We start from the raw sequence: 12,778 nt of genomic DNA on the forward strand, positions 1-12,778 counted from the left end.
GATGTTATCTTATTTGCTTTTGCTCTTGGTTTCTTCAACGCCTTCTAAAACATTGGCATAGCGGGCCAAGGTAAAAAGGTAGTCTGACAGCCGGTTGATGTATTGCAGCAGCGCGGGTGCCAGTTCCTGCTGCTTTGCGTTCAGCTGCACCAGCGACCGCTCGGCGCGGCGGGCGACCGTCCGCGCGTAATGCAGGTGGCTGGCGGTAAGGCAGCCACCGGGCAGAATAAAGTGGGTCATTTGCGGAATGTGAGTATTGAGCTCATCAATCCGCTTTTCCAGGTCCTCAACTTTTTCCGGGGTGATTTCCTCATGCCGCTTGACCACAATGTCGCTCTCCAATTCATAGAGTGCGCGCTGCAAGTACAGCAGTGGCGCACGCAGCTGCTGACACTTGCTCGACAGGTTCGCGATTGCGACGCCCAGGCAGGAGTCGAGCTCGTCAACATCGCCCACGGCCGCAATCTGCAGGTCGTACTTGGGCACCATTTTGCCGGTAACCTGCTTGGTGAAGCCCTGATCGCCCACCTTAGTGTATATTTTTAGTGCCATGATAGCCTCCCTGCTTTTTTAAGTAGTGGTCAAGCGCCAGGTTGAGCGGCTTGTACAAAATGGGGTAGAAGATCAAGTTGCCGACGGCGTGGTAGGTGTCAAAGGTCAGACTGCCCGCCCAATAGGCTAAAAATGCTTGGAAGCCGCCAAAAATGGACATCCCGAAGTCCACGAAGCAGCCGTATTCCCAGCCTAAAAAGGCGGCAACAATCAATTGCAGGGTAAAGTGCTTTTAAGGGGCGTTACCTTGGCCAGGAGGGCAACGGTTAAGATGCAGCCGCCGTAGGCCAGGATCTGTGCAACCGTCCAGATGCCAAAGCCCAGGTAAATGTTGGAGACAACCATCGTCAAAATGGTGAGGGCAAAGCCGAAACCGAGGCCGACGTTGAGCGTCACAATCATCAAGATGGCGGTAACCGGCTGGACGTTGGGGACGGGAATGATTTTGAATAAACGCAGGGCCACGCACATTGCCGTGAGGATGGCAAGCAGCGCAACCTTCTTGGTTGAGTCGAGCATGCGCATCGGCTTACTTCATCTTTGCCAAGGTGAATTTAACCTCATCATTTTTAGCCAGTTTTTGCTGATTTGCACTCTTGGAAGCAAACTTGCCGTTAATGGTGTAGGTCCAGTAGATTTTTTTCTTGGCGTCTTGCTTTCTGTTGTCGATAGCAGTGATAAAACCCTTAGTGCTGTCAACTTTCCAGGCTTTCTTCAAGCCCGTTAGCACGGTTGTTTTTTGGGGACTTTGACGGTCTTCATGATTGCGTCCTTCTTAACCTTGTCAACAAGCGTATACGTGACGGTAATTTTGCGGGGAGCAGCGGGCTTTTGACCGCTTTGCGTGTTTTGGCAGCCCGTGAGGGTGAAGATGAAAATGGTGGCGATTCCTGCAAGTACTGATGCTCTGTTTTTTTCATGGTAAAAGCTCCTAAATAAAATGCTAAATATTCTTCGGAGGTTAATTACCTAACCGGGCACGCGCCGGACTCACAGTCGGCCTGGTCGACGAGTTCGAGGTCCTTTTGGTCGTCATTTTGCTGGGCAAAAACGGTGGCAACGTTGCCGCTGATTTCGGCCTTGCGCTCTTCGTAAGTGGCCTTGTCGATTGGTTCCTTCGGTGCCTGCTTGAGGGAGCCGCCGTAGTAAGGCAAAAGGGAGGTCGACTTGATGGTATGCCGGTACTGCGTTAAGAGCGGCGTGATTTGGTTGCCCTCGTTATTTTGGAACGTCACCGTGCAGCTGACCGCGTTGTCGGACCAATAGGTTTGCAGGAAGGCCTGGGTGGCAAACTGCTCGGCAATTGAAACGGTCCCGGCCAACGCAAAGTTTTCACTATCGGCGTGTGCGGCCCGCAGCGGGAACTCAACGCAGGTCGTGTTCGGCGTGTAGATGTCGGGCTCGGAATGGTAGCCACAGGCATCCAGCGCCTTGAGCAGCGGGTCGGATGACTGGAAGCGAATCCGCTGAATCAAGTAGCCGGCGTAGTGGAATTGCATCCCCTCGGACGCACCTGCCAATTTGGCCACCGTGCCGGAAGGCTTAACCGTCGTGTGCTTAATTGACGGCTTGCAGCCCAGGGCTTTGCTGTAGTCAGCATCGGCGTCTACCACCGCTTGGTATGCGTCTGATACCATCTTGATGCCCTTGGGGTCATAGATTGGCACCTTGATCTTGGCGCCGGTTTCCTCGTCAACGCCGTCCTTGAAGCCGGTAACGACGCGGTGGCCGAGGTCGTTTAGCAGCCAGTCCTGAATGCCGGACATGGAGACGCCGATCCGGCGGTTCTTGTAGATAATGGAGCGGGAGATTTCCCAGTCGTAGTCGCTGAAGGTTACCCGCTTGGTGTAACGTGCGGCCAGGCCGAAGACCTCTTTCAAATCCCAGCCCTGCTCCTCGGCGATGGCCGGGAAGACCTCGAACAGGTTGCAGGGTTCGCCGTTGGCCAGGGAGATCTCGCCGCACGGGTTGGTTCCTTCGACCTCGCCGTCGATGCCCTCCTGGTAGCCGTCGATAATGCGGCCGTAGTTCCGGGAGAGGTCGAGGTTGACCACGCCGGGTTCGCCGTTTTCCCTAATGCCGTTAGCAATCGGTTCGTAGTCCCTGAACTTGGAGTCAATGGCGACACTATTGTTGGAGGCCCAGCGGTGGTGGTAGAGCTTGTCCTTATCCTGCTTCATAGTGATGAAGTCCTGGTCGTCCTTGGATCCCAGGGCCAGTTCGGCTGACCGGCGCACGTTGCCGGCCACGACGGTCTTGCCGATTAGGTTGCAGATATCAGTGGTATCGACCGAAGTGATGTGACCACTAACGCGCTGGTTGATGATTTGATTGATGTCAAAGAGCATCTCAACCAGTGGCATTGGTCCTGAAGCGGTACCGCCAAAGCCATGGATTTTAGCACCGTATGGGCGGATATCACTGATATCAAGAACCAACTTGTTCTTGTGCTCTGGGTTAGTCTGCTTGAAGTGCATGTCGATCAAGCGTGCATTGGCTAAAATCCACCCCTCACGTGTGTCAGGCAGTTTGTAATAGAGGTAGTCATCCTTGCTTTGATTTTCTTTAGTCCAGTCGTCTTTGTTAGTTGCACCTAATTTGACTGACTTTTCATAAGAGTCACTCTTAGGATCAATAACAATAGTTAAATCAACTGGCTAGTCGACTACTGGAATTTTGCTGATGTTGTCTTGGACAACAGAAAAGCCAACGCCGCCACCCTTCATCAACTGGTCAAAAAGAAAGGAAAAGGGCATCGAAACTGCGGGCTTATTCTTGCCCAAGTACGCTGGAACGATGTGACTATCTCCATATTGTTGGGGTCTAATGGCAATGAACCAGCAATTGTTGAGGGAGTCGCCATTACGCTTTTGGTAATCTGTACCCGAAACCCAAAGATTGCGCCCAGAGGGAGTTGCGGCTAGGCCATAAACCAGTTTGAATAAGCTTTTGGCCTCGTTGTTTAACTCATCAATTACTGCTGCAGAGTGGTCATGTTTTAACCGGGGATCAAGGTTGATATTGCCCTCAATTACGCGCTTGACGGTTTCATCCCAATTCTCAGATCGATTTTGGCTAGGGAGCCAGCGAGCATAGGTTCGTTTGTAGGTTACCCAGCCCAATTCTCCCCAATGTGGCTTAACGGTTTGTTTCACTCGCTCGATATAGGCCTGATCAAGTGAGATGCTCGGATTTTTCATATTCAAAGTTGCTCCTAAAATTTAAAAATGTTCCGCTAACACATCATCTATGGTTACTATTATAACTATACCACAATATCTTGTGTTTGATAGTGGGAATGAAGAATTAGTTGGGCATGAAAATTATTAGTTCAAGCAGGAGTAGGCAATAACAAGTATAAAAAATTGTATAGAATTGTTTGCACAAAAAAAGTGCAATAAGTAATATCTTATTGCACCAAAATATATTTTGTTATGTAATTAATGTCTGATTAGGGCAAATGCGCACCAAGTCAACCCGCCCACCAGTACCAGGGGTAGCAGCAAATGAATAAAGAAAAAAGCACCTAAACCGCAAACTAGGATAAATAAGATAATCTTAAAGATACCTATTCCCAGCTTCACAAAGAGCCATAAAAAGGCAAAAAGCAACAATAAGGAAAGCATATACAACCACCCCTTCAAATAATGTTAAAAAATATTATAGGATATTTTAATCAAGAGCTAAAGGGATAGAGGCAGACTTTAAAAATAATTAATAGTCCCATCCTCCCCTAAAAATTGGTATAATAGTCTTCCACTTATCTTTAATTAAGATCTATTTTTTGAAAGCAATGAAAGGAGAGGGTGATGTGCGATTTAAGCAAATAATTTTTGATGTTGATGACACTCTGATTGATTTTGCTGCTACGGAAGATTTTGCCTTGCACAGTCTTTTTAATGCCCACCACTGGCAGTTGAGCGATGAGCTCCAGCGGCGCTACCATGCCTATAACCAGGGCTTGTGGCGCAGCTTGGAACGCGGAAAGATTGACTACGATCAGCTCAGCAGAACGGTTTTTAGCCATTTTCTTAAGGAAAATTTGGGAATTGTGGTTGACGGCAGTGCAATTATGAATGAATATCGTTCATACTTTGGTGAATCTTACCACTTGTTGCCTGGAGTCGAGGATACCCTACGCTTTGCCAAACATCAGGGCTACCAGCTAAGCGTTTTGAGCAATGGTGAAACTTATATGCAGCGCCACCGCCTTGAGCGTGCCGGTCTATTAGACTACTTCTCCTTGATTGTTACTTCAGAAGAGGCAGGCTTTTCCAAGCCAGACCCGCAGATTTTTGACTATTTTTTTAGTCGGACTAAGATAGGACCAGGCGAGACTGTCTTTTTTGGTGATGGACTACAATCAGATATTCTGGGTGCAGAAAACTATGGCTTTGCCAGTGTTTGGTACAACCATCGCCACCGCAAGAATAATCTGCACCTGCATCCCTTGTATGAAGTAGATAATTATCCGCAATTGGTCACGCTGCTTAAAAATAATTTTAAACATGAATAAGACATACGTTAACTAAAATAGTAAAGGAGACAAAATGAAAGTTGGATTTATTGGCACGGGCAAGATTGGCACGGCAATTATTCGTGGGCTGCTCCATTCTGGGCTAGCGGCCCAAGACATCTCTGTTTTAGGCGGCAATCACCAATCTGCTCGCAAGGTGGCTGCTAAATATGATCTGCACCTAGTCAATGATTATGCAGACTTTAACGGCTGCACGGCTGTAGTCGTTGCTGTGGGTGGCCCTGCAGAAGCTGGCATTATTAGTGAATTGGGTGAAAAGTACCACGGCATTATTTTGTCAACGGGTGGCGGTGACTTGGTTGAGATTAACCACAATCTTCCTGCTGGATCTTCATTTGTAAAGATCGTTCCCAATACCCCAGTTCAAATTGGCGAGGGGATTACGGCAGTTAGTTTTGCTGCTACTGCAAAAGAAGAAGTGGTTAATGAGGTCAAAGAGCTCCTTAGTCTCCTAGGCGACGTTTACGTGGTGCCAGAAGAGAAATTAACTATTTATGGTACAGTTGCAGGTTGTGCACCTGCTTATGTGGATATGATGATTGAAGCTTTAAGCGATGGGGCTGTCCAAAATGGTCTTAAACGCGCTGATTCTTATGCTATCATTGAAAAGATGATTTTGGGTACAGCAAAGTTGGCTTTAACGCAGAGCAAATTGCCAGAAGAATTGAAAGATGAAGTAACTACACCTGGCGGATCAACCATTAAGGGTGTGGTCAAGCTTGAAGAAATGGGCTTTAGAAATGCGCTGATTCAAGCAATTAATGCTTCAGCAAATTAAAATGGACGCGTAATAAATATTAAACGGGGTGTGCATAAGCAGTGCATATTCCGTTTTTTGCTAAACAAAAAGAAAGTACTGAAATTTTTCAGTACTTTCTTTAGATTAACTCGAATTTTAAATGTATTTAAGAAGGGGAATAAGTTTGTAATTTAAAATTCTTTGTCTAAGTCAACAGGAGTGTCAGGTTTTTCACCCTTGATCAACTTCAAGTTGTTGTCAAAAGCTTTGATCACCATGTTACGAACAGCATGGGTAGTGTAAAAGGCGGTGTGCGGGGTTACCAGTACATTTGGCCGAGCAATTAGGTCAGCTAAGCGTTGGTCTGGTAAGTCTTTGTCGCTAAAGTCATTGTTGAAAATGCCAACTTCGTCTTCATAAGTATCCATCACAAAGCCAAAGATCTTGCCTGAGTCTAAGCCGCGAATGACAGCGTCAGTGTCAACCAGCGGACCACGAGAAACGTTAACAATAACAACATCGTCCTTCATCTTTTTGATGGATTCGTCGTTAATCATATGGATATTTTCTGGGGTATCAGGAACGTGAAGAGTAATCACATCAGCTTGGGCATAGAGGTCATCTAAGTCATCAACGTAGTATCCCTTCTTTTCCAGTTCAGGATTCTTGAAGATATCATAAGCGATGACCTTAGCACCAAAGCCTTCCATTATCTTCATGAAGACTTGACCAATATGACCAGTGCCGACAACACCAACAGTTTGGTCACGTACTTCACGACCAATTGTTGGTGCCCAACGGAAGTCATGCTTAGCCATCTTAGCATCCATTGCCTTATCTTGACGCAAAACCCGTGCAGCTTGAATAGCAGCATGTTCAGCGATTGCATCTGGTGAATAGACTGGGACGTTAGTCAATTTGAAACCAAGAGTCTTAGCCCTTTGTAAATCAATGTTGTCAATCCCGACGTTGCGGATGGACCAGTTGTGAATGCCAAGGTGGTCAAGTGCTTCAATTGTATCAGCCTTATAGTCTAATTGTTGATAAGTAACAACACCGTCAGCACCGTCGGCTAAAGCTGCTGTTTCAGGTGTCAAAAGCTGGTCAGTAAAGTCAACGGCAATATCCTCATGAGCTTTTTTCCATTCTTGAACGTAAGGTTCTTCGTCCTTGCGAATGGCGTAAGCAAAAATTTTAGTCATAAAATCTAACCTCCACAGATTATTATTATTGTCTCTTGTGCTATTATACACTTGCTATTAGATAAATAAAATCTAAAAATTGTGCAAAAGTTACTTTTATTTTGTCTCAATATAATGGTAATCGCTTACAACACTACTGGTACAAGTAAAATGCTGCTAGGCAAGCAAAATATAAACTTTTAGTTAAGTTAGTGAATGATGTTACAGTTAATAAAAATGAGTCTCATGTGGCAGTGAATAGAGATTTTATTTGCAGCCCTGATTCGTATTCAGGCAAAAGAATCTAAATTTTAGTGCTGAAATTTTGTGTCGCATAATAAAAACTATATAATGTAGAGGACTAGAAAAAGGAGAAACAAATGATCTTAATTTCGTGGAATATCGACTCACTAAATGCGGCCTTAACCGGTACATCCTCGCGGGCGGTGGAGACGCGCAAAATCTTGCAAAAAATACATGATCAAAAAGCAGATATAATCGCACTTCAAGAAACTAAATTGCGTGCAACCGGCCCCACTAAAAAGCACCAGGAAATTTTGGCAGCAGAATTCCCAGAATACGATTTTGTTTGGCGCTCGGCTGAAGAGCCTGCGCGCAAGGGTTATGCTGGTACGATGTACCTTTATCAAAAAGACCTAAAGCCTAAGGCTGCTTTTCCTAAAATTGGTGCGCCAACCCCGATGGACGATGAGGGCAGAATCATTACTCTGGAATTTCCCAACTACTTTGTTACCCAGGTGTATACGCCTAATTCAGGCAATGGCTTAAAGCGTTTGGACGAGCGGCAGGTTTGGGATGAAAAGTATATTGCTTATATGAAGCAATTGGACCAAAAGAAGCCCGTTTTGGCTAGTGGTGACTATAATTGTGCCCATACGGAAATTGACCTAAAACATCCTGATAATAACCACCAATCTGCTGGCTTCACAGATGAGGAGCGAGCTGACTTTAGCAACTTGCTTGAGGCCGGTTTTACGGATACTTTTAGAAAGGTAAATGGCAAGGTTGAAGGTGTCTATTCCTGGTGGGCCCAGCGGGTCAAAACGGCTAAGGCCAATAATTCAGGCTGGAGGATTGACTATTGGCTCACTAGCGATCGGATTGCAGACAAGGTAACGCGCTCGGAGATGATGGACACTGGGATTCGTGCTGATCATTGTCCGATTTTACTTGAAATTGACCTGTAGAAGTAAGGAAATCCAATTCTGGATTTCTTTTTCTTTTATTTAAGATGACTAAAGAGGTGACAAAATGAACGAACCAATCCAGGATGCCATACTAAATGGCCTATATGATCCGACTTATCCCGGCCATGAAATCTTGAGCCCAAAGCTTTTGCAAAACAATAAAGATGATAATATTTGGCTGACTTTGCGCCAGGAACTGTTGACTTGTCAAGGCTTTACCTGGGTAGTGGCCTTTGTAACGACAGATATGTTGGTACCCTTTAAAGTGGTCATGGCTGATCTTGCCCAAAAGGGCATTAGGGGTACGCTAATTACTGGCGACTACTTGGCCTTTAATGAGCCCAAGGTCTTTTATGAATTGATGAAAATACCTAATTTGACCGTGAAAATTGCCCAGCAGGCTGGCTTTCACGCCAAGGGTTACCTCTTTGAGCACACGAGCTGGCAGACGATTGTGATTGGCAGTGCTAATTTTACGCGGTCTGCACTACTCAGCAATTATGAATGGGCACTAAAGATCAGCACAAAGGAAAAGGCAACTCTGGCCAGCCAACTTGCAATTCAATTGCAAGCACTAAAGGCAAGCAGCAAGCCGTTAACCGTGGACTGGCTTGATGAATATGAAAAAAACTGGGTGCAGCCACAAGCTAAAGTACAACAAAGTCAACTTGGCAAAGCAATTATGCCCAATAAGATGCAGGAAGCAGCACTTCATGAATTGAATGGTCTAGTAGAGGCAGGTCAAAAACGGGGGCTGATTGTGTCGGCAACTGGGACGGGTAAGACCTATTTAGGGGCTTTTGCTGTTAAAAACTTTAAGCCGCACAAATTTTTATATGTCGTTCACCGAGAGCAGGTTGCCAAAAAGGCATTAGCTAGTTTTTACCAGGTAATTGGCGGTAAGCAAGAAGACTATGGCCTCTTAACCGGGCACAAGCATGAATGTGACTGCAAGTATGTCTTTGCAACAGTGCAGACGCTAAGTCAAGCTGCCATGCTAAACAGTATGTCAGCCGATGAATTCGATTATATTTTGATTGATGAGGCCCACCGTGCGGCTGCCCCAAGCTATCAAAAGGTCTTTGCCAAGTTTAAGCCGAAATTTTGGTTAGGGATGACAGCCACGCCTGAACGGATGGATGATCAAGATGTCTACCGTCTTTTTGACTATAATCTTGCCTATGAGATCCGCTTGCGTGGTGCACTGGAAGAAAAGATGCTGGCACCATTTCATTATGTCGGCGTAGAGGATTATGAGACAGGTGGTGAAAGCATTGACGAGACTACTAATTTGCGGAACCTGCTTGCACCTGAGCGAGTGGCCTACGTACTCCGGCAGCTAGACTATTATGGCTATTGCGGCAATCAAGCCAAGGGACTCGTTTTTTGTAGTCGGCAGGAGGAAGCGCGCGAATTAGCTAAAGCTTTTACTGCTAAAAAGCATCCAGCGGTTGCTCTGACTAATGAAGACAGCCAAAAGCGTAGAACTCAAGTTGTGCGCCAACTAGAAGAGGGCCAAATCGACTATATTGTGACAGTTGACCTGTTCAATGAAGGCGTTGATATACCAGCACTTAACCAGATTATTATGCTGCGCAATACCCAGTCCAGCATTATCTTTATTCAGCAACTAGGCCGAGGCTTGCGCAAGTATCCAGGCCAGGACTATGTGACGGTAATTGACTTTATTGGTAACTATAAAAACAACTACTTGATTCCAATCACGCTAAACCAGGATGCCAGTCGCAATGTGGACCAAGCGCGAGCAGAAAGCAAGCTGCCTGGCTTGATCGATGTTTCAACCATTAACTTCAGCCAAGTAGCTTCAGATAAGATCTTGGCGTCACTTGACCGGATCAAGCTTGACAGCATCAAGGAATTACGGCAGTCGTATTTAGAACTAAAGGAAAAAATTGGTCGTCCCCCGTTGTTGTTTGATTTTAATCGCTATGGTTCAACATCGCCTACTGTCTTTGCAGACAACCATAGTCTGCAAAATTATGGACAATTTTTACTAAAAATGGGTGAAAAGGTTAACCTGAATCCGTATGAAAATGCGGTTTTGTCCTTTGTGACCAAGGAACTATTAAACGGCAAAAGGCCACATGAATTGATACTCTTGCAGATGCTGTTAGACCATAAGCAAGTCAGTCAAAGCGAGTTTGAGCAAGCTTTGCAAAAAGTTGGGGCCTATGTCAATAGTGCTGTTTTAAACTCAGTGGATGAAGTTTTGTCGCTCTCCTTCTTTGATATTAAGCAGGGTAAGACGACTAAAAAAGCCCAATATGGCAATACGCCCCTAGTTGAAAGGCTTAACCTGTTGGACTATCAACTAGTGCCTTCGTTGACTCAAGCCCTGCGAAACAATCAAACTTTTAAGCAACTGTTTGTGGACGTGGTCAAAACAGGCTTGGAAATGAACCAAGAATATGACAACAAGCAGCAGTTTACTCTTTACCAAAGCTATGACCGCAAGGATGCCTGCCGTTTGTTAAACTGGCCTAAAGACGTATCTGCGCCCATGTATGGCTACCGGGTGGACAAGGATGAGACCCCGATTTTTATTACTTATAAAAAGGATGCAGACCAAAAACGCAGTGCGCTATACCACAATACTTTAGAAGATGGGCGCAGCTTGCGATGGTATACCAGAACGCCTCGCCACATGGAATCAGACGAAGTGCAACGCTTGCTGCATACGCCGCACATGAAGCTGCACTTATTCGTTAAGAAAAGCGATGCAATAGGCAAACGGTTTTTCTATTTAGGTCAAGCTGATATACAAAAGCAAACGGTTAAAGAGGAACTATTGGGGCCTAAAAGGAAGCCGGCAATAGGGATGAATCTCATGTTGCGCCAACCCTTGCCCGCAAAAATGTATGAATTATTATTTGATGAATAAGAAACAGCTGCTATAAATCAGTTGTTGGCAAAGTAAAACGAGCTCCAAAGTTGTCTAACTTTAGGAGCTCGTTTATTTATCTAAATTTTGAAGATTCTTTTTTACCGGGCAGAGAAGGTATTGGGCTTAATGTGCTGCAATATTTCATAACCCACGTCCTTTTCATCATTTTCATTGTCATTAGTTTGGTTCAAGAACATAACTATTCCATTTTGATTGTCCGTTGTCAGCTGGACCCAAGTTCCAAAGTGCATTGTGTTAAGACTGCCATATGCAAGTTTGAGGGTGTCGTTTTGCTTCAGGTACATGCCGCCAGAATAGTTAGTAATCTTACTTTTTAGGTGAGTTAAATAATTAAAGTCACCTTGACTAAGAATGGTTCCATCGGTCAAACCGACTTGCATTTTGTAATACTCCTTAGGCGTGCTGAAAAGATTACCTGCTCCTGGAAGCTGCGAGGCAAAACTGCGCTTAAAGTAGCTGGCTTTTTGGTAATTTTTCCCTCCATTTGAAAAGTAAGAAATGGGATCGGTCTTTCCCTTGGGGATGTTCTGGTAAAGGTAAGTGTTTTGCAAGTTCAACTTATCAATAATGCGGTTTTGGAAGTTAGCCGCATAAGACTGACCAGTAACTTTACGGATAATGCCAGTAAGCAAGATATAGTTGCTGTTGTTGTAGTGGTAGCTTCCAACTGCATCTGAAGCAGATGAGTTAACATGGTTGACAACCCAGTTGACTGCGTTTTTTTCTGAATAGGTGTATCCGCGGTTGACTTCGGTTTGGGCGGCGGTGATTCCAGAAGTATGGGTTAAAAGGTTCCCTACTGAAATATTATTGGCATTTTTTAAGTTAGGATACCAACGCGAAATCTTGGTGTATTGCGAAAAGGCTCGGTATGTGTTGCGAGTCTCGTTTATCAATTGAACAATCATAGCCCCAGTTAATACCTTTTGAAGTGATGCAGTGGGGTAAACAACCTTGGAATTGCCATTGCCAATGCGTTTGCCATACCAAGCGTAACCATAACTGATAGTCTGGGGGATGCCATCCTTTACGACGGTCACTACGCCGCGAACATGATGTTTTTTGAATGTACTCCTAACAAAATTGTACATTTCTGTTTGATTATTAGTTGTGCTTATAGTTGTACTTTCGGCTTGAACTTTCCCAGCTCCAGTAATTGCAGGCAAAGATATTCCCATAATTACAGCAGCAGATAATGTTAAAATTTTGTGTTTCAAAATATAATTATTCTCCTTAATGATAGTTAGTACATTATAAAACGTTTGAACCGATAAAGGTATGCGAAAGTGTTAAGTTTGTTTGACAATAATAGTAATATTGATGACTTGCTTGGACGGTTACATAACTGTAGTAAGAACTTTTGCAGTAAGAAAAGCTGTAACCATAGGCTTTAGAATCTTTTTTAAAAAAGGTATTCAAAAAGACTTGCAAAAGGGCTAGATTCTTGCTAGTATTAATAACTGTCGTCAGGCACAGAGCAGTAAGAATTCAAGGGCCTGGCAGCAAAAATCTTAAGCAAAAGCGCTTGACAAAGAAGAGCAGCTTTAGTAAGATAAAAAGCGCTGTTGTTTAATAAAGAGCAAGAGCGGGCCGGAAAAAAGTCCTTGACAAGAGGATAAAGAACTGGCAAAATAT

The 12,778-nt window shown here is 44.8% G+C and carries 10 protein-coding genes and 2 pseudogenes; 5 read left to right on the plus strand and 7 right to left on the minus strand.

Annotated elements, in window-relative coordinates:
- Positions 1–9 precede the first annotated feature (9 nt).
- The 3 genes and pseudogenes from AC2JF7_RS01540 to AC2JF7_RS01550 all read right to left on the minus strand — a co-directional run bounded on the left by AC2JF7_RS01540 (position 10) and on the right by AC2JF7_RS01550 (position 1,270).
- Entirely contained in the window at positions 10–552 is a 543-nt protein-coding gene (locus AC2JF7_RS01540; protein ID WP_500726349.1) for a cob(I)yrinic acid a,c-diamide adenosyltransferase, read from the minus strand.
- Positions 530–1,077 (minus strand): annotated as a pseudogene (locus AC2JF7_RS01545) (ECF transporter S component). Before AC2JF7_RS01545 ends, AC2JF7_RS01540 begins: the two are co-directional and overlap by 23 nt.
- Before the next feature lie 4 nt (positions 1,078–1,081).
- Positions 1,082–1,270, minus strand: coding sequence for a DUF4430 domain-containing protein (locus tag AC2JF7_RS01550; RefSeq protein WP_500726351.1), 189 nt, complete (start codon positions 1,268–1,270; stop codon positions 1,082–1,084).
- 14 nt (positions 1,271–1,284) lie between these two features.
- Here AC2JF7_RS01550 and AC2JF7_RS01555 point away from each other — a divergent pair, with 14 nt between their 5' ends.
- Complete coding sequence (locus tag AC2JF7_RS01555; protein ID WP_500726353.1) at positions 1,285–1,455, plus strand: hypothetical protein; 171 nt, start codon at positions 1,285–1,287, stop codon at positions 1,453–1,455.
- A gap of 62 nt (positions 1,456–1,517) precedes the next feature.
- On the opposite strand, the pseudogene nrdJ reads toward AC2JF7_RS01555, so the two are convergent.
- A pseudogene (gene nrdJ, locus AC2JF7_RS01560) lies at positions 1,518–3,752 on the minus strand (ribonucleoside-triphosphate reductase, adenosylcobalamin-dependent).
- A gap of 611 nt (positions 3,753–4,363) precedes the next feature.
- On the opposite strand from nrdJ, the gene AC2JF7_RS01565 reads away from it, so the two are divergent.
- Positions 4,364–5,068, plus strand: a complete 705-nt coding sequence (locus AC2JF7_RS01565; RefSeq protein WP_500726355.1) for a YjjG family noncanonical pyrimidine nucleotidase — start codon at positions 4,364–4,366, stop codon at positions 5,066–5,068.
- Positions 5,069–5,102: 34 nt separating this feature from the next.
- Positions 5,103–5,867: a pyrroline-5-carboxylate reductase family protein gene (locus AC2JF7_RS01570; protein WP_500726356.1), complete on the plus strand. Its 765-nt coding sequence runs from the start codon at positions 5,103–5,105 to the stop codon at positions 5,865–5,867.
- A 152-nt stretch (positions 5,868–6,019) separates the two neighbouring features.
- Here AC2JF7_RS01570 and AC2JF7_RS01575 read toward each other — a convergent pair whose 3' ends face one another.
- The gene (locus tag AC2JF7_RS01575; protein ID WP_500726358.1) at positions 6,020–7,030 is read right to left on the minus strand and encodes a D-2-hydroxyacid dehydrogenase; all 1,011 of its coding nucleotides are present in this window, start codon (positions 7,028–7,030) and stop codon (positions 6,020–6,022) included.
- Positions 7,031–7,389: 359 nt separating this feature from the next.
- Between AC2JF7_RS01575 and AC2JF7_RS01580 the strand changes: the two genes are divergently transcribed.
- A complete protein-coding gene (locus AC2JF7_RS01580; RefSeq protein WP_500726360.1) occupies positions 7,390–8,217 on the plus strand; it encodes an exodeoxyribonuclease III in 828 nt (275 codons plus the stop codon).
- A gap of 64 nt (positions 8,218–8,281) precedes the next feature.
- Positions 8,282–11,119, plus strand: a complete 2,838-nt coding sequence (locus AC2JF7_RS01585) for a DEAD/DEAH box helicase (RefSeq protein WP_500726362.1) — start codon at positions 8,282–8,284, stop codon at positions 11,117–11,119.
- A gap of 101 nt (positions 11,120–11,220) precedes the next feature.
- Here AC2JF7_RS01585 and AC2JF7_RS01590 read toward each other — a convergent pair whose 3' ends face one another.
- Positions 11,221–12,321 (minus strand): serine hydrolase domain-containing protein, encoded by a 1,101-nt coding sequence (locus tag AC2JF7_RS01590; RefSeq protein ID WP_500726404.1) that lies wholly within the window; start codon positions 12,319–12,321, stop codon positions 11,221–11,223.
- Positions 12,322–12,596: 275 nt separating this feature from the next.
- Positions 12,597–12,778: hypothetical protein (locus AC2JF7_RS01595; protein ID WP_500726364.1), on the minus strand; the 182-nt coding region annotated here is incomplete at its 5' end.

This window comes from Lactobacillus sp. XV31L, assembly GCF_059900865.1.